Source organism: Actinacidiphila cocklensis, assembly GCF_907177275.1.
In the GTDB taxonomy this organism is placed as follows: domain Bacteria; phylum Actinomycetota; class Actinomycetes; order Streptomycetales; family Streptomycetaceae; genus Actinacidiphila; species Actinacidiphila cocklensis.
The window spans coordinates 82,493-104,641 of record NZ_CAJSLV010000048.1; the positions used below are offsets into that span (position 1 = coordinate 82,493).

Consider the following 22,149-nt stretch of genomic DNA (forward strand, 5'->3'; position numbering starts at 1 on the left):
TGACCACGATGAAGCACTCCGTGCCGTCCGGGCCTTCCGGCCCCTCCGTCGCGGGCCGGGCGACCCGGCAGCGGGCCGCGGTGGCCGCGGCGCTCGAAGAGGTCGACGAATTCCGCAGCGCGCAGGACCTGCACGACATCCTCAAGCACCGCGGGGACTCGGTCGGCCTGACGACCGTCTACCGCACGCTCCAGTCGCTCGCCGACGCCGGCGAGATCGACGTGCTCCGCACCGGTGAGGGCGAGTCCGTCTACCGCCGCTGCTCGGGCGGCGGCCACCACCACCACCTGGTCTGCCGCGCCTGCGGCAAGGCCGTCGAGGTCGAAGGCCCCGCCGTCGAACGCTGGGCCGAGGCCGTCGCCTCCGACAACGGCTTCGTCGACGTGGCGCACACGTTGGAGATCTTCGGCACGTGCGCCGACTGCGCGGCGGCACAGCGCTGACCTCGCCGCTTCGGCCGGCGGCACTCCTCCGCCGGGCGCGGGGCCTGTGCGGTACCCCTTCCGCAGGGGTACGCCCCCAGGGGCGCGTGGGGGGTGCCCCAGACGGAGCTCTGGGCGCGGAACTGCACGCTCAGCCCCCACCCCGCCGTCGTGTGGCGACGGTCCGCCGCCGCATCCAGGCGGCGCTGGGGGTACCCCCAGGCGACGCTCTGGGGGCGGAACTGCGCGCTCAGCCACCGACCGCGCGCGGGTCGTCCCCGTCCCGAAGGGGCTGTTCGGTCCTCCCCCAGAGCTTCGCCTGGGGGTGCCCCCATCTCGCTTCGCTCCGGACCACCGGCCGGTGGTGGGCTGAGCGCGCAGTTCCCCGCGCCCCTGAAAAGCACCCCCTGCGCAAGGGAACCGCACTACCGCCGCGCCCGGCGGAATGGGCACCGCACCCATGGAAGGGAAGCTGAGGCACGGCGGTCCCGGGGCACCCGGGGGCTAGAGGGCGGCACCCTCGTTCGGGAGGGCGCCGCCGAAGCGGCGGTCGCGGCTGGCGAATTCGTGGCAGGCCCGCCAGAGGTCACGCCGGTCGAAGTCCGGCCACAGGACGTCCTGGAAGACCATCTCCGCGTAACTGCTCTGCCAGAGCAGGTAGTTGGACGTGCGCTGCTCCCCGCTCGGCCGCAGGAAGAGATCGACGTCCGGCATGTCCGGGTAGTAGAGGTACTTCGCGAAGGTCTTCTCGTTGACCTTCGACGGGTCCAGGCGCCCTTCGGCGACGTCCCGCGCCATCGCCTGCGCGGCGTCCGCGATCTCCGCCCGGCCCCCGTAGTTCACGCAGAAATACAAGGTCATGGCGTCGTTGTCGACGGTCTGCTCCTGGGCCACCTGGAGCTCCTGGACCACCGACTTCCACATCTTCGGCATGCGCCCGACCCACCGGATGCGGATGCCCAGCTCGTCCATCTCGTCCCGGCGACGGCGGATGACGTCCCGGTTGAAGTTCATCAGGAAGCGCACCTCTTCGGGCGAGCGCTTCCAGTTCTCGGTGGAGAAGGCGTACAGCGAGAGGTTCTTGACGCCGATCTCCAGGCAACCCTTGAGGACGTCGAGGACGACGCCCTCGCCGACCTTGTGACCCTCGGTGCGCGGGAGCCCGCGCTCCTTGGCCCAGCGGCCGTTGCCGTCCATGATCACGGCGACGTGCTTGGGCACCAGCTCCGCGGGCAGCTTGGGCGGCCGGGCGCCGGAGGGATGCGGGTCGGGCGTGCGGTACGAGGTCCGGTTCCGGCCCAGAATCCCGCGACGTGCCATGGTCGTACTTCTCCTACTTCTCGACGAACCGCAGGGAGCGCAGGCCGCGCTCCAGGTGCCACTGGAGGTAGGCCGCCACCAGCCCGCTGCCCTCCCGGCTGTGCCGCGGCTCGCAGGCGTCGGCGGTCTCCCAGTCGCCGCCGAGCAGCGCCCCGAGGAGTTCCAGTGCCTCCCGTGAGGGTACGACGCTTCCCGGCACGCGGCACTCGCCGCATACGACTCCTCCCGCACCGACCGAGAAGAACCGGTTCGGCCCGGTCATCCCGCACTTCGCGCAGTCGTCGAAGCTGGGCGCGTAGCCGTTGACGGCCAGCGAGCGCAGCAGGAAGGCGTCCAGGACCAGCCGCGGGTCGTGGTCGCCCGCGGCCAGCGTCCGCAGGGCGCCGACCAGCAGCAGATACTGCTGCACCGAGGGCTCGCCCTCGTGGTCGGTGAAGCGCTCGGCGGTCTCCAGCATCGCGGTGCCCGCGGTGTAGCACTCGTAGTCGGCGACGATCGCGCTGCCGTAGGGCGCGATCGTCTCGCTCTGCGTGCACAGCGGCAGCCCGCGGCCGACCAGCTCGCCGCCGCGGACGAAGAACTGCACGTCGACATGGGTGAAGGGCTCCAGACGGGCGCCGAACTTCGACTTCGTCCGCCGCACCCCCCTGGCCACCGCGCGGACCCGGCCGTGCCGCCGGGTGAGCAGGGTGATGATCCGGTCCGCCTCACCCAGCTTCTGGGTGCGCAGCACGATGCCGTCGTCGCGGAACAGACTCATACGGCCCATTCTCGCCTACGCGGGAAGCCCCGCGGCCCCGGTCCTGCCTCACTGCTCGGTGCCGGGTGCCACCAGCCCCGACTCGTAGGCGGCGATGACCAGTTGGGCGCGGTCGCGGGCGCCGAGCTTGCCCATGATCCGGCTGACATGGGTCTTGGCGGTGAGCGGGCTCAGGCCGAGCGCCTCGCCGGCCTCGGTGTTGTTCAGCCCGCGGGCGACGAGTGTCAGCACCTCGCGTTCGCGCTCCGACAGGCAGCTGAGCCGGCCGGTGGCGGGGGCCGCGCTGACCGGCGGGCGGTCGGGCAGCCGCAGCACCCGGGCGATCAGCCGGGCGGTCGGCCCCGGCGACAGCAGCGAGTCGCCGGCCGCCACCGTACGGATCGCGTCGAGCAGCTCCGCGGGCCTGGTGTCCTTGACCAGGAAGCCGGACGCGCCCGCGCGCAGCGCCGCCACCACGTGCTCGTCGTCGTCATAGGTGGTCAGCACCAGGATGCGCACCCCGGCGAGGTCGTCGTCCGCGGCGATCCGCCGGGTGGCCTCGATGCCGTCCATCTCCGGCATGCGGATGTCCATCACGACGACGTCGGCCCGGGCGGCCCGGGCTCCCTCGACCGCCTCCAGGCCGTTGCCCGCCTGGCCGACCACCTCCATGTCGCGGGCGGACTCGACCAGCATCGCGAAGGCGGCGCGGACGAGCGTCTGGTCGTCGGCGAGCAGCACCCGGATCGGCTCGGGCGTGGTCATGCGGGGTCTCCCTCGGGTTCGGCGCGGAGCGCGGGGTGCACGGGCAGGTGCACGGCGGTCGCGGGCTCGGTCGCGGGTTCCGTCCCCTCCGCGGCGAAGGGCAGGACGGCGGTCACCGCGAAACCCGCCGTGCCGTCGTCCCGGGGGCCGGCGGTGACCGTACCGCCGACGCTCCTGGCCCGCTCCCGCATCCCGACGATCCCGAAGCCCTCGGGCTTGTCCGCGCCGGGCTGCCCGACCGGGTCGGGTCCCTCGTCCTCGACGCACACGTGCAGGGAGGTCCCCTGGTGCGTGACCGCCACCTGCACCCGCGGGTCAGGGGCGCCCGCGTGCCGCACCGTGTTGGTCAGCGACTCCTGGATGATGCGGTACGCCGCCGCCCCCACCGCGGGCGGCACCGGCTCGTCGCCCGGGTAGAGGAACAGCGTGACCCTGGCGCCCGCCGCCTCCGCCGCCTTGATCAGCGAGGGGATGCCCGCAAGGTCGGGCAGCGGCCCGTCGCTGTCGGCCCGCAGCACCCGCAGGGTGGTGCGCAGCTCGGAGCGCGCCTCCCGGCAGGTCTCCGCGATGTTGTCCAGCGCGCCGGCCACCGCGGTCCGGTCGAGCCGCTCGGGGTCGGCGAGCAGGATGTGCGCGGCCACCGAGGTCTGCACCCCGATCAGCGTGATGCTGTGCGCCAGCAGGTCGTGCAGGTCGCGGGCGATCCGCAGCCGCTCCTCCGCGACCCGCCGCGCCGCCTCCTCCTCCCGGGTCCGCTCGGCCCGCTCGGCGCGCTCCATGATCGCGGCGATGTAGTTGCGGTGCATCCGTACGAGCTCGCCGGCCACCGCGACCGCCACGACCCAGCCGGCGCCCTGGAGTATCGGGGCGCCGGAGGTGGGCTTGCCGATGGCCGACATCACGGCGGCCATCGCGCCCACCAGGGTCGGCACCACCAGGAAGGTCCTGATCGGCGGCCCCGCGACGGCCACGGAGTACAGCGCGACCATGCTGGACGGCACCGGGGCGTCCTGGATGTTCTCCAGGTAGTGGTACGGCGCCACGACCGCGATCATCGCCAGCAGGCACCACATGGGGGCGCGACGGCGCCAGGTCAGCACGGCGGCGCTGGACGCCAGCCAGATCCATCCGACGGCGTCGGGTCGGTGGCTCCGTGCCGCCTCCGGCAGTGTCAGGGCCAGGGTGGCCTGGACCGCGAAGACCGCTGCGGCCAGGGCCACGTCCTTGTACGTGACCCGCGGGGTCTCGGTCTCGGCCGCTGCGCGGCCGGGCGGTGGTCGTCTGCGCACGGCTCCATCTTCCGGGACAGGGGTGCCTCCGCGTGAGGCGTTGCCTTACGCGGGCGCGCGGGGTCGCCCCCGCGCGCCCGCGCCGCTATGGGGCGCCCACCGGTGCGGGGGCGGGAGCGCCCTCGTGCGGAGTCGGGGCCGCAGGGCCGGGGCGGCCCGGGTACCAGACGCGGTCGCCCAGCAACGTCGTGGCCGCGGGGACGAGGAAGGTGCGGACGACGAAGGTGTCCAGGAGGACGCCCAGGGCGATGACGAGCCCCATCTCGACCATCATCACCAGCGGCAGGGACGCCAGGACCGTGAAGGTCGCCGCCAGGACGATGCCGGCGGAGGCGATCACGCCGCCGGTGGACTCCAGGGCGACCATCGTCGAACGCTTCGGGCCGGCGCCGCCGCGGGTCTCCTCCCGCATGCGGTGCATCAGGAAGATGCCGTAGTCGACGCCCAGGGCGACCAGGAAGACGAAGCTGAGCAGCGGCAGCCCGGGGTCGATGCCGTGGAAGCCCAGGATCGGCCCGAAGATGAGCCCTCCTATGCCGAGCGCGGCGGCCCAGACGAGGACCATCGCGGCGGTCAGCAGCAGGGGGGCGACCAGGCTGCGCAGCAGCGCGGCGAGCAGCAGGAAGACGGCGGCGAGCACCAGCGGGATGACCAGGCGGCTGTCCCGCGAGGAGGTGCTCGCGGTGTCGATCCGCTGGGCGCTGGCTCCGCCGACCAGGCCGTGGTCAGGGGTGGTGGTGACCCGCAGCCGCTCGATCGTGTCCTTCTCCCCCGTGGTGTCGGGCGCCGCGGCCGGGTAGGCGGAGATCTCGGTCCAGCCGCCACCGGACCGCCCGGTCTCGGCGCCGGCCACCCCCGCGGTGCCGCTGACCGCGGCCTTCGCCGCGGCCGCGCGGTCGGTGGGCACGACGACGGTGATCGCCTGGGTGCTGCGCTCGGGGAAGGCGCGGTGCAGGATGTGGTCGGCGGCGACCGACTCGGGCGTACTGGTGAAGGTGTCGTCCTGGTGCAGGGCGCCGGGCAGGTTGCCGATCCCCAGGGCGAGCGCGCCGACGGCGACGGCGGAGGCGGCGAGCACCGCGACCGGCCGGCCCACCACGAACGTGCCGATCCTGCGGTAGACGCCGCGGCCCGCGCGGGACGGGCTGCCGTAGGCGGGCACCAGCGGCCAGAAGACCCGGCGGCCGAGCAGCACCAGCACGGCGGGCAGCAGCGTCGTCATGGCGGCGAGCGCGCAGACGATGCCGACGGCGCCGACCGGGCCGAGGCCCCGGCTGCTGTTGAGGTCCGCGGCCAGCAGGCAGAGCAGCCCGGCGACGACGGTGGCGGCGGAGGTGAGTACGGCGGGGCCGACGCCGCGCAGGGCGGCCCGCATCGCCTCGTAGGGCTCGGGGACCCGGCGCAACTCGTCGCGGTAGCGGGAGATGAGCAGCAGCGCGTAGTCCGTGCCCGCGCCGAAGATCAGCACGGTCATCACCGACGAGCTCATGTCGGAGACGGTGAGCCCGAAGGCCTGCACCATGCCGTAGACCAGGGCCATCGCGGTGCCCGCCGCGACGCCGACGACGGCGAGCGGCACCAGCCACAGGAAGGGGCTGCGGTAGGTGAGGATCAGCAGCAGGGCGACGATGCCCGCGGTGGACAGCAGCAGGGTGCCGTCGATGCTGGCGAAGACCTCCTTGGCGTCGCCCTGTGCCGCGCCGGGGCCGCCGACGTCGATCGTCAGCCCGGCGGGGCGGTCGGTGGCGAGCCGGTCCCGGACGGCCTTGACGACGTCCTCGGGCTTGCCCGCGCTCTCGGCGACGGAGACCGGCACGATCAGCGTGCGGCCGTCCTTGGAGGCGACCGCGGCGGGCCTGGCGCCGGCCAGCGGGTAGGCCTTCTCCAGCGCCGCGGTCTGCCGGTCGGCTGCGGCGCGGTCGGCGGCGGTCAGGCCGCCGGCCCGGTCGTAGACCAGCACCAGGTCGGTGGAGCTGCCGCCGGACATCTCCTTCTGGATCTTGGCGACCTGGGTGGACTGCGCGCTGGCCGGCAGGTAGTCGACGGCGTCGTCGTGCTTGGCGCCGTTGAGCTTGCCCGCGAAGACCGCGGACACGGCGAGCACCACGATCCACAGGCCGATCACCGCCCAGGGCAGCCTGCTCCGTACGGTGCGCGCGCCCGCGCTCGCACCTGTGCTCGTGGTGGTGCCGGTGGCCCTCATCGGGGTCTCCCCTCGGGGTTCGCTGATGTCACACCACCAGCGTCCCGGGGCGGGAAGCGCGAATCGTCGGGCTCACGGCCGAACCGTGCCCTACTCCGTGGGACTGCCGCGGCCCCCTGCTACTCCCCCCGGAGTATCCGTTCGGAGTGCCGGCGGCGCGGCCGCCAGGTCAGCTCGCGGCGGTCGCGGCGTCCGCGAGCAGCCGGTCGATGTCGTCGGTGTGCAGCGACAGGCAGCGGCCGACCGCTTCGAGGACCTCGCGCTCGGCGGGCAGGTAGGGGCCGTCGGCGAGCGCGATGTGGGCGCCCTGCAGCAGCACGCGCTCGCGGCCCTGCTGGGCGAGGTGGTCGGCGAGCGGTTCCAGCGCCTCGTGCAGCTCGATCGACAGCCAGCTGCCGCAGCCGTCCACGCAGTCCGCGAAGGAGTGGTGGCCCAGCTCCTGGGAGGCGGTGTAGCGGCCCTCGTCGGCGACGATCGCGGCGAGCAGGCCGAGCAGCTGGTCCTCGGTGCAGTCGCTGAATCCGGCCGAGCGCACCGCGCCGACGGCCGCCTCGCGGGCGGGCCGCCCGGTGGAGCCGCCCGCGGTCAGCACGGCGAGCGCGATGGTGTGGACGGCGTCCCGCAGCATCGCGGAGAAGCGGGTGGTGGTGGGGCAGAGCAGCACCTGCGAGTCGTACTGGCCGTGGCAGGCGGCGCATTCGATGACCGAGCCCGCGGTGCCGCGGTTGAGCAGCGGGACGTTGAGCACGGTGAGTCTGCGGGTACCGGTTCTGCGGTGGTAGCTGCGGTCACCGCCGCAGTCGGGACAGAAGAACTCACCGTCGTCCTCGGTGTGCCAGGACGTCCGCACACCCCAGATCCTCAGCCCCAGCTTCATCACGCTGCACCCTCCGGCCGTCTTCGTCCCGGTACGTACCCGCATCGGCCCGTACGCGCGCGAAGACGCCCCGGCAACGGTGCCGTACGCCGTGATGTTAGCCACATCAGCGAGGCCCAGTCAGTACCGCGTACGGGGGCAATTCATCACCACCCCCGTACGCGTGGGGTACTTCGTACCGTTTTGACCGCTCAGCGGTCGGCGCGGTTGACCGCCGAGACGACCGCCTGCAGGGCGGCGCGGGTGGTGTTGGCGTCGATGCCGATGCCCCACAGGACCCGGCCGCCGATGGCGCACTCGATGTACGAGGCGGCCTGCGAGGACGCGCCCTCGCTCATGGTGTGCTCGCTGTAGTCCAGCAGCCTGGCGTCCACGCCGGCCTTCGCCAGCGCGTCGAAGAAGGCCGAGATCGGGCCGTTGCCGTTGCCGCTCAGCACCGTCGGGGCACCGTCGACGACGGCTTCCACCGTCAGGGCGTCCGTGCCGTCGCTCGACGTTGACGCCTGCGCGGAACGCAGCGCGATCCGGCCCCACGGGTTGTCGGGGGTGGGCAGGTACTCGTCCTGGAAGACCGACCAGATCTGGCCCGGGGTGACCTCGCCGCCCTCGGCGTCGGTCTTGGTCTGGATGATCTTCGAGAACTCGATCTGCATCCGGCGCGGCAGGTCCAGCTTGTGCCCGTTCTTCAGCACGTAGGCGACGCCGCCCTTGCCGGACTGCGAGTTGACCCGGATCACCGCCTCGTAGGAGCGGCCGACGTCCTTGGGGTCGATGGGCAGGTACGGCACCGCCCACTCGATGTCGTCCACGGTCTTCCCGGCAGCGGCGGCGGTGGCCTCCATCGCCTCGAAGCCCTTCTTGATGGCGTCCTGGTGGGAGCCGGAGAAGGAGGTGTAGACCAGGTCGCCCGCGTAGGGGTGGCGCGGGTGGACCTCCATCTGGTTGCAGTACTCGGCGGTGCGGCGGATCTCGTCGATCTGCGAGAAGTCGATCTGCGGGTCGACGCCCTGGCTGAACAGGTTCATTCCCAGCGTGACCAGGTCCACGTTGCCGGTGCGCTCGCCCTGCCCGAACAGGCAGCCCTCGATCCGGTCGGCGCCGGCCATCAGCGCCAGCTCGGCGGCGGCCACCGCGGTGCCGCGGTCGTTGTGCGGGTGGACCGACAGGCACACGTACTCGCGCCGCGACAGGTTGCGCGACATCCACTCGAAGCGGTCGGCGTGCGTGGACGGGGTGGAGCGCTCGACGGTCGCGGGCAGGTTGAGGATGATCTCGCGGCCCTCCTCGGGCTGCCAGACGTCCATCACGCTCTCGCAGACCTCCAGTGCGAAGTCCAGCTCGGTGTCGGTGAAGATCTCCGGGCTGTACTGGTAGCCGAAGACGGTGTCCTCGCCCAGCAGCTTGTCGGCGTACTCCATCACCAGCCGGGTGCCGTCCACCGCGATCTGCCGGACCTGGTCGCGGGTGCCGCGGAAGACCACCCGGCGGAAGACCGGGGCGGTGGCGTTGTAGAGGTGCACCGTGGCCCTGGGGGCGCCGCGCAGCGCCTCGACGGTGCGCTCGATCAGCTCCTCGCGGGCCTGGGTCAGGACGGAGATCGTCACGTCCTGCGGGATCGCGCCCTGCTCGATGATGGAGCGTACGAAGTCGAAGTCGGTCTGGCCGGAGGCCGGGAAGCCGACCTCGATCTCCTTGTAGCCCATCCGCACCAGCAGGTCGAACATCTCCCGCTTGCGGGCCGGCGACATGGGGTCGATCAGCGCCTGGTTGCCGTCCCGCAGGTCGGTGGACAGCCAGCGCGGCGCCTTCGTGACCCGCGCGTCCGGCCACGTGCGGTCGGCCAGGTCCACCTGCTCGTACCGGCCGTACTTGTGGATCGGCATCGCGGTGGCGCGCTGGGTGACGGTCGCGGCGGTGATGGGCGTGGCACGGCCGACGCTGTTGGGGCTGGTCATGGGGGCTCTGGCTCCTCGGGAGTCCGTTCGGGGAACGGCCGACGGCTGGAAACGCCGAACTCCGCGGGGAGGGGGTCGGCCTACGACTACAGGCCCTCGCCGCGGCAGCTAAGGAGAAGCAGCCCGAAACGCATGATGGCAACGACCATAACCGAGACCGGACGCAATCACGTAGCCGGTGCGTAGTTCCTCTCACCATGCAAGATGGTCGGTTCTGTCCACCAGAATCCTGGTTCTTCGCTCCTTCTCGTCAATTCCGACGTCTTGGCGGTGACAGAGCGTGCTCACCGTGCGACATTGCGTGGCATGGACTCCTCTGCCACGACCCCCGTCTTCTGCACGATCGTGCCGCCGCACGTCCTGGACCGGCTGGCCAGGACCGACGACGCGGCCACGGCGGCCGCCGCCCGCCGCACCCTGGAACACGACGCGCGCGAGCGCACCCGGCGGCAGCTGAACACCGTCCTCGGCCCGGTCGCCGCGCACGGCGGCAGCCCCGCGGACCACCCGGTGCGCACGGTCTTCGACGCCGGCCACAAGGACGACCTGCCCGGCCGCAAGGTCCGCGCCGAGGGCGCGGGGCCGACCTCCGACGGCAGCGTCAACCGCGCCTACGACGCCCTCGGCGCGACCTTCGAGACGTATCTGAAGGCCTACGGCCGGCACTCGATCGACGGCGCGGGCCTGCCGCTGAAGGCCTCCGTGCACTACCTCAAGGGCTACAACAACGCCTTCTGGAACGGCGAGCAGATGGTCTTCGGGGACGGCGACGGCCGGATCTTCCTGGACTTCACCCTCCCGCTGGACGTCATCGGCCACGAGTTGACGCACGGCGTCACCCAGTACAGCGCCAACCTCGACTACCAGGGCCAGTCCGGCGCCCTGAACGAGTCGGTCTCCGACGTCTTCGGCAGCCTGATCAAGCAGTACGCGCTCGGCCAGACCGCCGACCAGGCCGACTGGCTGATCGGCGCGGGCCTGCTCGCCCCCGGCGTCAACGGCGAGGCGCTGCGCTCGATGAAGGCCCCGGGCACCGCCTACGACGACCCGCAGCTCGGCAAGGACCCGCAGCCCGCCACGATGTCCGGCTACGTCACCACGGGCCAGGACAACGGCGGGGTCCACATCAACTCCGGCATCCCCAACCGCGCCTTCTACCTGACCGCGGCCGCAATCGGCGGCCACGCCTGGGAGCAGGCGGGGCAGGTCTGGTACGACACCCTCACCGGGGGCACCCTGTCGGCGCAGGCGCAGTTCGCGGACTTCGCCGCGGCCACTGTCGCGGCGGCGGTGGCGCGCTACGGTGAAGACGCCCAGAGCCGGGCGGTGCGCGCCGCCTGGACCGAGGTCGGCGTCACCCCGGCGACCGTCACGGGACTCCCCCGCCAGCAGCCGGGCCAACCGCAGGAGGTGTGAGCAGCCCGATGCGTATCGAGGTGACCCGCTCCGGCGGCTTCGCAGGCCTCACCCGCCACGCCGCCCTGGACACCGCGGACCGTCCCGACGCGGGCCACCTCCACGCCCTGGCCGAGGCCGCCCTCTCCCCGTCCGGCACCAACCGCGCCCCCTACCCCGACGGCTACTCCTACACGATCACCACCGGCACCGGCACCATCCACTGCGTGGACGGCGACCTGACCCCGGCCCAACGCGAACTGATCGCGGCGGTCCTGGGCGAAGGCGCGTAGCCCTCACCCGCCGCTTCGCGTGGCGCAAATACGGCAGTGTGCCGTGGGGTGCACGCGGCTAGAGTGGCCAGCCAGAAACGGGATGTTCGCGGTGGGGGGACAGCATGACTCATCCTGTCGATCCTCGGGCGGCCTATTCCACGACGTCGGGCTCGGGCTCGTCGGCTTCTCCGCCGGCCGCACCGGACCCGGGGCTGTCGCCCGCGCCACCGCAGGATCCTTCGTCGCAGGACCCGCCCGCGCACTTACCGTCTCCGGCGCCGGGGCCGAAGCCCGTCCCGCCGCCGCCCGTCTGGGGCGGCGATCCGGACGTGGGGGTGTCGTCGTCGTACCTGCGCCGGCTGGCCGACGAGTGCGAGGGTGGCGCGGGCCGCATCAGGACCACGACAGCAGCGGCGGAGGAAGCCGGCTGGGAGATCGCGCGCCAGGACGACGGCTGGTCCTTCGTCACCAGCGTGACGGACATGCACGCGCGCTGGGAGGCGCTGAACAAGGTGATCGTCGGGCGGCTCCACGAGGCGGCCGGCAACTTCCGCGACAGCGCCGACGCCTTCGACGGGACCGACGCGGCGACCGGGTTCGATCTCGACTTCCGGCACTGACGTCTCCAGGGGGCGGACAATGGTCACCTTCACGCAACTGCTGGCCCTGGACGTGCGCGGCCTGGACGCCTTCGTGACGAGCTGGGGCGACGTCCACGACCGGCTCAGGAACGCCCGCGAACACTTCCACGACGAGGTGGTCACCCCTCTGCACCAGGACCACTGGCGCGGGAAGGCCGGGCGGGCGGCCCAGTCGTTCTGCGACCGCATCCAACTGGACATCGACGCCCTCGACACCGAGGTGCAGGGCCTGCGGTCCTTCTTCACCGGCGAGGTCGACGGGGTGAAGGGCGCGGGCGGTTTCACCGGTCTCCGGGACCTGCAGAGCCAGGCGCAGGCGCTGAGGGACGAAGGCGCCGAGGACGGTATGACGATCCACGACGACGGAAGCGTCTCGTTCGCGGACGTCTACGACCCGAACGACCCCGGGAGCGCCGCCGGGCACAAGACGCGCCAGGGCACGGCGGACTCGCTCGAACAGCGCGTACGGACGGTGCTGGGCAAGGCCACACACGAGGACAAGTGGATCGCCCAGAACATCAAGGTGATCTTCGGTACGCCGCACAACTTCGAGTCCGAGAACCGGCAGTTCGACATCCTCGATCCCGACGGCACCGACGGCAGGACGTGGAACAAGCTCAACAACGTCGGCGCGCTCGCCAACGCGCGCGGCTGGGTGAACACGGCGTGGCTGATCAAGCACTACCTGGGCGCCTCGGGTGATCCGGTCGAGATCGATCCGCTGGTCCTGCTCGACGGCGTCCCGCAGTTCCGGAAGGACGCGGACACCACCCTCGCCCAGGATGTCGCCAAACGGCCGGACGGCCCCTTCGAGACGCCGTGGCAGACGACGGCACCCAATCTGTCCGACGGTGGGAACCCGGACTGGTACTACTCGTTGAACCACTTCCAGTACCGGATGGTCGGCGAGAAGCGGGGAGATCAGGTCGTGTACCGGATACAGATCAAGAAGCGGTACGACTGGGGTGTGCCCAGCGAGCACCGCGCGACGCAGTCCGAGGGGTTCGGACCGCTCGGCATCACCCTCGAACAGGCCGACATGGCACACCTGAACACCACGGGCAAAGCCCGCGACTTCGACGTCAGCGGGACGTCCGAGCCGATCGCGGCCACGCTGTGAGCCCGCGATACGCGGGCCGTCACACCGGCCAGGCCGAGGCGCCGGACACCGGGCCCGCGCGTACCGGCCCGCCCCCCGCGCGGCCGTGGCGGAAGGTCGCCCTGTGGGTCGGCCTCGCCGCCTGCGCGGCCTTCACGCTGTACGTGCTCGCGAGCCTCTTCGGCCTCCTCCACGACCTCGACCATCCGGGCAACGACGGATGGCTGTGCTCGCCGGATTCGAGCACCTGCCGGCCCTGAGCCGCGCGGGCGGGAACGCCGAAGGGCGGCGGGGCCTTTGCAGGCCGCGCCGCCCTTTCACCCGTGGGTGGTGGCGATCAGTACGCGGAGTTCACGTTGTCCATCGAACCGTAGCGGTCGGCCGCGTAGTTGCAGGCGGCGGTGATGTTGGCGACCGGGTCGTAGATGTTGTGGGACGTCCCGGAGACGTGGTAGCGGTCGAAGGTCGGGTTGATGACCTGGAGCAGACCCTTCGAGGGAATGCCGTTGCGGGCGTTGATGTCCCACAGGTTGATGGCCTTCGGGTTACCGCTGGACTCGCGGATGATGTTCCGGTGAATTCCCTCGTAGGTACCGGGAATCCCCTTCTTGTGCATGATGTCGAGCGACTGCCTGATCCAGCCGTCCAGGTTGTTCGTGTACTTCTTGACGGTCGCCTTCTTCGGGGCGGCCGCCTTCTTCGCCTCGACAGCCTTCTTCGGCGTGACGGTGTGCGCCTTCTTGGGCGCGGCCACGGCCGCACGGTGGGTCGAGCGGTTGGCGGCGGCCTTCTCCTTCGCGCGCTCGGCGGCGGCGGAGGCGGCCTTCTTCTCGGCGGCCTTCTCGGCGGCCGCCTTCTTCGCGGCAGCGGCCAGGTCGGTCTTCTTCTGGGCCTTCTGCTGCGTGGACTCGTGGATCACGTGCTGCGACGCCATACCGGTCTGCGCGCCGAGTTCCTTGGCGTGCGTACCGGTGGAGACGGAGAACCCGGTGGGGTCAGCCGCCGCGGTCGCCGAACCGGCTCCAGCGGTCGCTTCCAGCCCGGTGACCGTCAGCACGACCGCGGCAGCGGCGACAGCGCCGGCAGCGGTGATCTTGTGCTTCTTCGACATCTGGTTGAACTTCGCGAACGTCGGGAGCTTCTTCGGGATCGTGGGGAGCTGCATTAGGGATTTACCTCTTCCGTAGCGGGACCCCTGAATTGTTAGAGGTGGCGGAACGCCGGGTCAAAGACCCCGTCTACGCAACGCATTCGTAGTGACCGAATGGAGGAGCGATCCTCCCCGCAATACCGGGCCGACTGTTCACTAAGCGGCTTAGTATGTGACCCACGCCCTATCGAGGGGATCACAAGGGGGCGCCCCCTCATTCACGGCGGGTGAACGAGGGGGCGCTTTACGTGAGGAGAATATGTGACCCCGGTCACCGAAATCGGGGGTCCGAATCAGGACATAAACGCGGAAGATCCCCCGAAATGCCCCTGGGTCACTGCGCGGTGACGGCCGCGCCGTCGGCGCTGGTCAGGGCGATGCCGGCGCCGTACCGGCGCACCGCGGCGACGATGTCCTCCTTGGTGGCGTCGAGAGCCACGGGGAAGAGCACCAGCGGGGTGCCGTAGCGCGCGGTCCTGCGGCGGGCGACGCCCTCCGCGCTGAAAAGGAGGACCCCCGGGGCGAAGGCCGGCAGCTCCGCCGAGCCCCTGGCGAAGAAGGCCAGGGCCGTGCCCTTGCTGACCTCGCGGACCTCGCCGATCTCGCTCCAGCCGACCGTCCGGCCGTCGAAGAGGGCGATCCCTGCGTCGTCGAGCCGCAGCAGCGCGCCCTGGGCGCGCAGCCGCAGCTGGCGCACGACCAGCAGCGCCACCATGGTGACGAGGAGGACCAGCAGCGCCAGGCCGACGAGGGCAGCGACGTGGCCCCGGTCGCGGGCCAGCCGCGTCAGGCCCAGCGCACTGCACCCGATGCTGAGCAGCTGCCACCCGATCCCGGTGGCCCGAATCTCCAGCGGCCCGGAAACCGGGCCGCTCCCCCCACGCCGCTTCATGCCCCACCCCTTCGACGGCATGAGTGTAGGGAGAGGGGCTCCCCCCTCTATATAGGGCCCCCTATAGATAGGGGGGAGCGAGTCAGCGGGCCGCGGGCTCCGCGGCGGGGGCGTCCACGGGAAGGGGGTCCGCGCCGCGGGACGGGCGGACGAGCGCGAAGACGGCGATCGCGCCCGCGAGGCCCGCGGCAGCCGCGTAGAGGGAGATGCGGTCCAGGCCCGAGGCGTACGCCGCGTGCGGGCTGCCGCCGTGCCCGGCGACGGTACGCAGCCGGGAGGTGAAGACCGCGCCGAACAGCGCGATGCCGAGGGTCATCCCCAGCTGACGCGCCGTGTTGACCGCGCCGCCCGCCATGCCCGCGCGGTGCGGCGGCACCGCGTCCACCGCGGCGGAGACCAGGACGGGCGTGGTGAGGCCGACGCCGACGCCGATCACCGCGAGGCCCGCGAAGATCGCGGACTGGCCCGAGGAGGCGTCGACGGTCAGTGCCAGCAGGCCGCAGCCCAGGCCGATGACGAACAGGCCGCCGCCGATCGGCACCCGCGGGGGGAACCGGTGCATGTGCCGCCCGGCGACCGCGGCGACGACGAAGGCGGTGCCGGCCATCGGCATCAGGGCCAGGCCGCCGCGGATCGGGCTGAGGCCGAGGACGTTCTGCAGCCACAGGGAGAAGTAGACGAGCCCGCTGAAGGCCGCGGCCTGGTAGAGCAGCGCCCCGCCCAGCAGGCCGCTGAAGCCCGGCCGGCGCAGCAGTGCCGGCTCGATCACCGGGTGGTCCGACCTGGCCTCGACCAGCATGAAGGCGACCGCCGCGACCGCGGTCACCGCGAAGGCGGTCAGCGCCAGCGCGTCGGTCCAGCCGGCGTCGCCGCCGCGGATCAGGGCGTACGTCAGGGCCGCGGCGGCCAGCGTGAAGGTGGCGGCGCCCGGCAGGTCGAGCCGGCCCGTGCCGCGCCTGGCCGCGGCCGGCAGGGCACGCAGCGCGATCACGACGGCGACGGCGGCGATCGGCAGGTTGACCAGGAAGATGGCCTGCCAGCCCAGGCCCTGGGTGAGCAGCCCGCCCAGGATCGGCCCGGCCGCGGCGGCGGCACCGTTCACCGCGCCCCACACGCCGAAGGCGACCCCGCGGTCGCGGCCCTGGTAGGTCGCCGCGACCAGCGCGGCCGAGGTGGCGAACATCGCGGCACCGCCGACCCCCTGCACCGCACGCGCGGTGATCAGCACGGCGGCGTTCGGCGACAGGGCCGCGCCCAGCGAGGCCGCCGCGAAGACGACGAGGCCCGCGACGTACAGCCGCCGGTGGCCGAACAGGTCGCCGAGCGAGCCCGCGACCATCAGCAGCGCGGCGAGCGCGAGGGCGTACCCGTCGATCACCCACTGGAGGGCGGAGAAGGGGGCGTCCAGGTCGGACGCCATGCTCGGCAGGGCGACGTTCACGATGGTGACGTCGACCAGGAGGATGAACGCCCCCAGGCAGATCGTCACAAGGGGCAGCCATTTGCGCATCGGGTGGACTCCGTTCGTGCGGCGCGGTCCTGTGGTGCCGCGGCGACCGTCCCAGACTCGGGGAGGACGCCTCGATCCCACAGCCAATGGGGTCCCGGCGGCGGAATCCGACACGCCCTACGCTGTCGGGATGGAATCCGACACCCCGCAGATGCCGCTGGCCTCTTTCGACCTGCTGGACCAGCAGGTCGCCCAGGCGCTGCAGCTCGACGGGCGGGCGCCCTTCCGGCGGATCGGCGAGGTGCTCGGCGTCTCCGACCAGACCGTCGCCCGCCGCTACGCCCGGCTGCGGACCTCCGCGGGGCTGCGGGTGCTCGGGCTGAGCGACCCGCTGCGGATCGGGCTGACGCCGTGGTTCGTACGGGTGCGGTGCGCGCCCGACGCCGCCGCGTCGATCGGCGAGGCGCTGGCCCGGCGCACCGACACCCGCTGGGTGAGCCTGCTGTCCGGGGGGACGGAGATCAGCTGCCTCACCTACGCCTCACGCCCCGGCACGGACGCCGACGCGCTGCTGCTGCAGAAGCTTCCGGCGACGCCGCGGGTGGTGCAGGTCACGGCGCACGCGCTGCTGCACGTCTTCTTCGGCCACGACCTCAGCCCGGTCAGCAGGACCGGGCCGCTGGCCCCCGACCAGATACGGGCGCTGCGCCCGCCGCCCGTCGCGGCGGACGGCGAGCCGGTCGTGCTGAACGCGGAGGACCGGCGGCTGTTCGGCGCGCTCACCCGCGACGGGCGGACCCCCGCGGCGGAACTCGCCGCGCTCACCGGCTGGTCCCAGACGACCGTACGGCGACGGATGGCGGAGCTGCGGGCGAGCGGCGCGCTCTACTACGACCTGGACTTCGGCCCCGGGGTCCTCGCGCCCGACATGCGGGCGGTGCTGCTGCTGGAGGTCGAGCCGGCCGAGCTCGCGGCGGCGGGGCGCGCGCTGGCCGCGCACGAGGAGGTGGCGTTCGCCGCCGCCACGACGGGGACGGCGAACGTGTACGCGGCGCTGCTGTGCCGCGACGCGAGGGCGCTCTACCGGTATCTCACCGGGCCGGTGGCGGCGATCGCCGGCGTCCGCCGGATGGAGACCGCGCCGATCCATCGCACCTTGAAGGGGCCGAGCCCCTACCTCGACCCGGCGCGGGCCACCCGCTCCTGAGCTAGAAGCCGAGCTTCCTGAGCTGCTTGGGGTCGCGCTGCCAGTCCTTGGCGACCTTCACGTGGAGGTCGAGGAAGACGGGGGTGCCCAGCAGCGCCTCGATCTGGTGGCGGGACTTGACGCCGACCTCCTTCAGGCGGGCGCCCTTGGGGCCGATGATGATGCCCTTCTGGGAGGGCCGCTCGATGTAGAGGTTCGCGTGGATGTCGAGCAGCGGGCGGTCGGCGGGGCGCCCCTCGCGGGGCAGCATCTCCTCGACGACCACCGCGATCGAGTGCGGCAGCTCGTCCCGTACCCCTTCGAGCGCCGCCTCGCGGATCAGCTCGGCCACCATGATCTGCTCGGGCTCGTCGGTGAGGTCGCCCTCGGGGTAGAGGGCGGGTCCCTCGGGGAGCAGCGGGACGAGGAGGTCGGCGAGCAGGCCGACCTGCTCCCCAGCGACCGCGGAGACCGGCACGATCTCGGCCCATTCGAAGCCCAGGTCCCGGCCGAGCTTGTCGACCGCCAGCAGCTGCTGCGCGAGGGCCTTGGAGTCGACCAGGTCGGTCTTGGTGACGACCGCCACCTTCGGGGTCTTCCTGATCCCGGCCAGCTCGCGCGCGATGAACGTGTCGCCGGGGCCGAGCTTCTGGTCGGCGGGCAGGCAGAAGCCGATCACGTCGACCTCGGCCCAGGTGCTGCGCACCACGTCGTTGAGGCGTTCGCCGAGCAGGGTGCGGGGCTTGTGCAGCCCGGGGGTGTCGACCAGCACGAGCTGGGCCTCCGGGCGGTGGACGATGCCGCGCACGGTGTGCCGGGTCGTCTGCGGCCGGTTGGAGGTGATCGCCACCTTCTGGCCGACCAGAGCGTTCGTGAGGGTGGACTTGCCCGCGTTGGGCCGGCCGACGAAGCAGGCGAAGCCGGATCTGTGCACGGGACCGGCTGCGGAGGGGGTACGAGCGCTCATGTGCTTCATTCTCCCCGATCGCGGAGGTGTCCGTGGACGGCGGGCGGCGCGGCGCCGGCCGCGCCCTGCGGTGAGTATGCCGAAACGCCCACGCAACACGAAACACCGCGGAAACACGCTTGCCCACGTACGGTAACGCGAGCCCGTGACGCTTCCACTACCCGCCCGTGGAAGGGGACCCCCTCGTGCTGCTGCTGTCCGCCGACCAGACGGCCGTGAACGCCGCCGACACCGCCTGGCTGCTCGCCGCGACCGCACTGGTGCTGCTCATGACGCCGGGCCTCGCGCTCTTCTACGGCGGTATGGTCCGCAGCAAGAGCGTGCTCAACATGCTCATGATGAGCTTCGTGTCGATCGCCCTGGTCACGATGGTCTGGCTGATCGCCGGCTACTCCCTCGCCTTCGGCCACGACGCCGGAGGCCTCGGCCTGATCGGCAACCTCCGGCAGGTCGGGATGCACGGCATCGGCCCCACCTCGATGCACGGCCATGTGCCCACCCTGCTCTTCGCGACCTTCCAGCTGACCTTCGCGGTGATCACCGCGGCCCTGATCAGCGGGGCGGTGGCGGACCGGGCGCGGTTCGGGGCGTGGGTGGTCTTCGTGGTGGTGTGGACGCTGGCCGTATACGTCCCGGTGGCGCACTGGGTCTTCGCCGACGGCGGCTGGATCGTGGCGAACCTGCACGCCCTGGACTACGCGGGCGGCACGGTGGTCGAGGTGTGCTCCGGCGCCTCGGGGCTCGCGCTGGCGATCGTGCTCGGGCCGCGGCTCGGCTTCCGCAAGGACTCGATGCGGCCGCACAACCTGCCGCTGGTGCTGCTGGGTGCGGGGCTGCTGTGGTTCGGCTGGTTCGGCTTCAACGCCGGTTCCGCGCTGGGCGCCAACGGGATGGCGGGCGCGGCCTTCCTCAACACCCAGACGGCGGGCTGCGCGGGCCTGCTGGGCTGGCTGATCGTGGAGAAGCGCAGGGACGGGCACGCCACGACGCTGGGCGCCGCGTCCGGGTCGATCGCCGGGCTGGTCGCGATCACCCCGTCGTGCGGCAGCGTGGACGTCCCCGGCGCGGCCCTCGTGGGGCTCGCGGCGGGCGTGCTCTGCTCGTACGCGGTGAGCTGGAAGTTCCGCTGGGGCGTGGACGATTCGCTGGACGTGGTCGGCGTGCACCTGATGGGCGGCATCGTCGGCACGCTGCTCATCGGGCTGCTGGCCACCGAGTCGATGACCGGGGGGCCCGAGGGCCTGCTGTACGGCGGCGGGCTCGCGCAGCTCGGCAGGCAGGCCGTCGCCGTCGCGGCGGTGGGCGCGTACGCCTTCGCCCTGACGTACGGGATCGGCAAGGCCATCGACAAGGTGATGGGCTTCCGGGCGAGCGAGGAGCACGAAAGGACGGGCCTGGACCTGACCGTGCACGCGGAGACCGCCTACGATCACGGCGTACTCACGCACGGCATGTCCCACGGCGCCGCCGTGCACGCCGCCGCGCACGCCGCCCACGACAGGAGCCCACTGGGATGAAGCTGGTCACCGCCGTCATCAAGCCGTACAAGCTGGACGACGTGAAGACGGCCCTGCAGGAGATGGGGGTGCAGGGCATGACGGTCACCGAGGCCAGCGGCTACGGCAGGCAGCGCGGCCACACCGAGGTCTACCGCGGCGCCGAGTACCGCGTCGACCTGGTCCCCAAGGCCCGTATCGAGGTGCTGGTCGAGGACGCGGAGGCGGACGCGGTCATCGACGCCCTGGTCGCGGCCGCGCGCACCGGCAAGATCGGCGACGGCAAGGTCTGGGCGGTGCCGGTCGAGACCGCGGTGCGCGTCAGGACCGGCGAGCGCGGCCCCGACGCGCTCTGAGGTCAGCCGGCGGTGACGGTGCCGCGGACCGACCCATCGGGTCCTGCCACGATCACCGGTACGGACGGCCCCCCGAGGTCGCGCACCGCGGCCCGGTCGGCGTCGGCGGCGGCCCCGGCGGCCGTGACCACCACGGCCGCCTCCAGCGACTGCGCACCGCTGGCCACCGCCATCGCGACCGCGGTCTGCAGCGCGCTGAGCCGCAGCGACTCCAGCGCGACCGTGCCGGCCACGTACGTCCTGCCGGTCTCGTCGCGTACGGCGGCGCCCTCGGGCACTCCGTTGCGCGCCCGGGCGGACCTGGCCAGGGTCACGAGCTTGCGGTCTTCCGGGTCCGGCAGGTCGGTGGCCGGCTGCTGATCGGTCATAGGCGCGATCATAGGGCTTACCGGCGGACGTAGCTCTCCGTGTCCGAACATGCGCATTCGGCGACGGGCGCCTAGCCTGGCGGGGCAGTGTGTCCGTTAGAGGTGATCCGCATGCTTCTGCACATGCCCTTCGTCATCGCGCTCGCGGCCGTCACGATCTTCCTGAAACGCACGAGCGCCCTCAAACCCAGCCACGCCTTCGCCTGCGGGGCCTTCGGCTTCTACCTGGCCGACACCAGCCTGGCCGGCTCGATCCACGCGGCGAGCGCCAACCTGCTCGGCATGCTCGGCACCCTCGGCGTCTGACCCCGGCCAGCCGCACCTCCGGGCACCACGCCCGGGCCCTCAACCGGTGGCGTCGCGCGGGACCGACTCCGCGAAGGCGACCATCAGGCGGTAGTACGTCGCACGGTCAGGGTTGGGAAACCGCACGTTGTGGCGGTGGTACCGGTGGAAGGCGATGATGACCGCCGCGTGGACGATCTCGACCGGCAGTTCCGCCCTGTCCTCCGCCGTCAGCGGCCGCAGGCTGTTGTAGCCATGGAGGAGAAGTCGGAGCCGCTCGGTGGACAGGTGCCCCGCTGCGTCCTGGCAGAGCCCGACGGCCGCCATGCCCAAGTCGAGCAACGGGTCGTCGAGGGAGGCGGTCTCCCAGTCGATGACGGACAGCCGCCGGTCGGGGCGCACGATGAGGTTGTCCGCGAAAAGGTCGCCGTGGATCGCGGTGTGCGGCCGCCGGTGTCCGGCTTCGTGGCGGCCGATCTCGGCCAACCGCCCATCCAGCCAGGCGGCGAAATCCCGGTCGGGGAAGTCCCCGGCCGCGGCACGGTGTTCCGCGGACAGGCGGCGCGTACCGACCGGCAGGTCAAGGCCTTCCGGGACCAGGCCGTGCAGCGTCGCGAGGAGCTCTCCGGCAGCCGGGAGCAGCGCGCTCGGCAGCGGGTCCTCGACCTCACCGGCGATGTGGTCCTTCAGGAGAAACGGCCGGTCCCCGACGAGGGTGACGTCCTCGCCGTCCCTGTTGGCCACCACCTGCGCCGTGGGCAGGCCGAGGCGGGCGAAGCCCCTGGTGACCCCTGCCAGATGCCGGGCACTGGCCGCGTCGTGGTTGTCCAGGGCGCTGAGCACATAGGCACGGCCGTCATGCGGGGTGTCCAACCGGAAGCTGGAGTTCGCCGCTCCGCCTTTCATGGGCTGCGCGACAGGCTCCCGCAGCCCGTACCTGGCGGCAAGGGCGGGCAGGTCGAGATCGTCGAGGGCGGTGTAGGTGGCCACGGCTGCACCGTAGCGTCCGGCCGCGACGG

Annotated in this window: 23 protein-coding genes; 10 read left to right on the forward strand and 13 right to left on the reverse strand. The window is 72.2% G+C overall.

Going from position 1 to position 22,149, the window contains the following annotated elements; all coding sequences use genetic code 11:
* Nucleotides 1-8: 8 nt before the first annotated feature.
* On the forward strand, nucleotides 9-443 hold the full coding sequence (locus NFU81_RS11390) for a Fur family transcriptional regulator (protein ID WP_251489028.1): 435 nt from the start codon (nucleotides 9-11) through the stop codon (nucleotides 441-443).
* A gap of 483 nt (nucleotides 444-926) precedes the next feature.
* Here the strand turns inward: NFU81_RS11390 and NFU81_RS11395 are convergent, their stop codons facing one another.
* From NFU81_RS11395 to leuA, 7 genes are all read right to left on the reverse strand, one after another.
* Nucleotides 927-1,742 carry an isoprenyl transferase gene (locus NFU81_RS11395; RefSeq protein WP_251488337.1) on the reverse strand — a complete coding sequence of 272 codons (816 nt, stop codon included), beginning with the start codon at nucleotides 1,740-1,742 and terminating at the stop codon, nucleotides 927-929.
* A gap of 13 nt (nucleotides 1,743-1,755) precedes the next feature.
* Nucleotides 1,756-2,502, reverse strand: coding sequence for a DNA repair protein RecO (gene recO / locus NFU81_RS11400; protein ID WP_251488339.1), 747 nt, complete (start codon nucleotides 2,500-2,502; stop codon nucleotides 1,756-1,758).
* Between the two features lie 48 nt (nucleotides 2,503-2,550).
* Nucleotides 2,551-3,246, reverse strand: a complete 696-nt coding sequence (locus tag NFU81_RS11405; protein WP_251488342.1) for a response regulator — start codon at nucleotides 3,244-3,246, stop codon at nucleotides 2,551-2,553.
* Complete coding sequence (locus NFU81_RS11410) at nucleotides 3,243-4,535, reverse strand: sensor histidine kinase (protein ID WP_422665177.1); 1,293 nt, start codon at nucleotides 4,533-4,535, stop codon at nucleotides 3,243-3,245. Before NFU81_RS11410 ends, NFU81_RS11405 begins: the two co-directional genes overlap by 4 nt.
* Before the next feature lie 85 nt (nucleotides 4,536-4,620).
* On the reverse strand, nucleotides 4,621-6,738 hold the full coding sequence (locus NFU81_RS11415; RefSeq protein WP_251488347.1) for an MMPL family transporter: 2,118 nt from the start codon (nucleotides 6,736-6,738) through the stop codon (nucleotides 4,621-4,623).
* Between the two features lie 169 nt (nucleotides 6,739-6,907).
* On the reverse strand, nucleotides 6,908-7,615 hold the full coding sequence (locus NFU81_RS11420) for a TerB family tellurite resistance protein (RefSeq protein WP_251488351.1): 708 nt from the start codon (nucleotides 7,613-7,615) through the stop codon (nucleotides 6,908-6,910).
* A gap of 191 nt (nucleotides 7,616-7,806) precedes the next feature.
* The gene (leuA, locus tag NFU81_RS11425; protein ID WP_251488353.1) at nucleotides 7,807-9,570 is read right to left on the reverse strand and encodes a 2-isopropylmalate synthase; all 1,764 of its coding nucleotides are present in this window, start codon (nucleotides 9,568-9,570) and stop codon (nucleotides 7,807-7,809) included.
* A gap of 306 nt (nucleotides 9,571-9,876) precedes the next feature.
* Between leuA and NFU81_RS11430 the strand changes: the two genes are divergently transcribed.
* The 5 genes from NFU81_RS11430 (at nucleotide 9,877) to NFU81_RS11450 (ending at nucleotide 13,240) form a co-directional block, all read left to right on the forward strand.
* On the forward strand, nucleotides 9,877-10,986 hold the full coding sequence (locus NFU81_RS11430) for a M4 family metallopeptidase (protein ID WP_251488355.1): 1,110 nt from the start codon (nucleotides 9,877-9,879) through the stop codon (nucleotides 10,984-10,986).
* 8 nt (nucleotides 10,987-10,994) lie between these two features.
* Nucleotides 10,995-11,258 carry a protealysin inhibitor emfourin gene (locus NFU81_RS11435; protein ID WP_251489032.1) on the forward strand — a complete coding sequence of 88 codons (264 nt, stop codon included), beginning with the start codon at nucleotides 10,995-10,997 and terminating at the stop codon, nucleotides 11,256-11,258.
* Nucleotides 11,259-11,575: 317 nt separating this feature from the next.
* Complete coding sequence (locus tag NFU81_RS11440; RefSeq protein WP_251488357.1) at nucleotides 11,576-11,860, forward strand: hypothetical protein; 285 nt, start codon at nucleotides 11,576-11,578, stop codon at nucleotides 11,858-11,860.
* Nucleotides 11,861-11,879: 19 nt separating this feature from the next.
* A complete protein-coding gene (locus NFU81_RS11445; RefSeq protein WP_251488359.1) occupies nucleotides 11,880-13,001 on the forward strand; it encodes a hypothetical protein in 1,122 nt (373 codons plus the stop codon).
* Nucleotides 12,998-13,240, forward strand: a complete 243-nt coding sequence (locus tag NFU81_RS11450; RefSeq protein ID WP_251488361.1) for a hypothetical protein — start codon at nucleotides 12,998-13,000, stop codon at nucleotides 13,238-13,240. Before NFU81_RS11445 ends, NFU81_RS11450 begins: the two co-directional genes overlap by 4 nt.
* A gap of 77 nt (nucleotides 13,241-13,317) precedes the next feature.
* Here NFU81_RS11450 and NFU81_RS11455 read toward each other — a convergent pair whose 3' ends face one another.
* From NFU81_RS11455 to NFU81_RS11465, 3 genes are all read right to left on the reverse strand, one after another.
* On the reverse strand, nucleotides 13,318-14,145 hold the full coding sequence (locus NFU81_RS11455; protein ID WP_251488362.1) for a transglycosylase SLT domain-containing protein: 828 nt from the start codon (nucleotides 14,143-14,145) through the stop codon (nucleotides 13,318-13,320).
* A 319-nt stretch (nucleotides 14,146-14,464) separates the two neighbouring features.
* Complete coding sequence (locus NFU81_RS11460; RefSeq protein ID WP_251488365.1) at nucleotides 14,465-15,022, reverse strand: hypothetical protein; 558 nt, start codon at nucleotides 15,020-15,022, stop codon at nucleotides 14,465-14,467.
* An 82-nt stretch (nucleotides 15,023-15,104) separates the two neighbouring features.
* Nucleotides 15,105-16,532, reverse strand: coding sequence for an MFS transporter (locus NFU81_RS11465; RefSeq protein WP_251488367.1), 1,428 nt, complete (start codon nucleotides 16,530-16,532; stop codon nucleotides 15,105-15,107).
* 130 nt (nucleotides 16,533-16,662) lie between these two features.
* On the opposite strand from NFU81_RS11465, the gene NFU81_RS11470 reads away from it, so the two are divergent.
* On the forward strand, nucleotides 16,663-17,679 hold the full coding sequence (locus NFU81_RS11470; RefSeq protein ID WP_251488370.1) for an Lrp/AsnC family transcriptional regulator: 1,017 nt from the start codon (nucleotides 16,663-16,665) through the stop codon (nucleotides 17,677-17,679).
* 1 nt (nucleotide 17,680) lies between these two features.
* On the opposite strand, the gene era is transcribed toward NFU81_RS11470, so the two are convergent.
* Nucleotides 17,681-18,634, reverse strand: coding sequence for a GTPase Era (gene era, locus NFU81_RS11475; protein ID WP_422665178.1), 954 nt, complete (start codon nucleotides 18,632-18,634; stop codon nucleotides 17,681-17,683).
* 158 nt (nucleotides 18,635-18,792) lie between these two features.
* On the opposite strand from era, the gene NFU81_RS11480 reads away from it, so the two are divergent.
* Together NFU81_RS11480 and NFU81_RS11485 are read left to right on the forward strand one after the other, a co-directional pair.
* Complete coding sequence (locus tag NFU81_RS11480; protein WP_274037262.1) at nucleotides 18,793-20,142, forward strand: ammonium transporter; 1,350 nt, start codon at nucleotides 18,793-18,795, stop codon at nucleotides 20,140-20,142.
* Nucleotides 20,139-20,477, forward strand: a complete 339-nt coding sequence (locus NFU81_RS11485; protein ID WP_251488377.1) for a P-II family nitrogen regulator — start codon at nucleotides 20,139-20,141, stop codon at nucleotides 20,475-20,477. Before NFU81_RS11480 ends, NFU81_RS11485 begins: the two co-directional genes overlap by 4 nt.
* A 2-nt stretch (nucleotides 20,478-20,479) precedes the next feature.
* On the opposite strand, the gene NFU81_RS11490 is transcribed toward NFU81_RS11485, so the two are convergent.
* Nucleotides 20,480-20,845, reverse strand: a complete 366-nt coding sequence (locus NFU81_RS11490) for a cytidine deaminase (protein ID WP_251488380.1) — start codon at nucleotides 20,843-20,845, stop codon at nucleotides 20,480-20,482.
* 111 nt (nucleotides 20,846-20,956) lie between these two features.
* Here NFU81_RS11490 and NFU81_RS11495 point away from each other — a divergent pair, with 111 nt between their 5' ends.
* Nucleotides 20,957-21,151 carry a hypothetical protein gene (locus NFU81_RS11495; RefSeq protein WP_251488384.1) on the forward strand — a complete coding sequence of 65 codons (195 nt, stop codon included), beginning with the start codon at nucleotides 20,957-20,959 and terminating at the stop codon, nucleotides 21,149-21,151.
* A 39-nt stretch (nucleotides 21,152-21,190) separates the two neighbouring features.
* Here NFU81_RS11495 and NFU81_RS11500 read toward each other — a convergent pair whose 3' ends face one another.
* On the reverse strand, nucleotides 21,191-22,120 hold the full coding sequence (locus NFU81_RS11500; RefSeq protein WP_251488386.1) for a phosphotransferase: 930 nt from the start codon (nucleotides 22,118-22,120) through the stop codon (nucleotides 21,191-21,193).
* Between the last annotated feature and the right edge of the window lie 29 nt (nucleotides 22,121-22,149).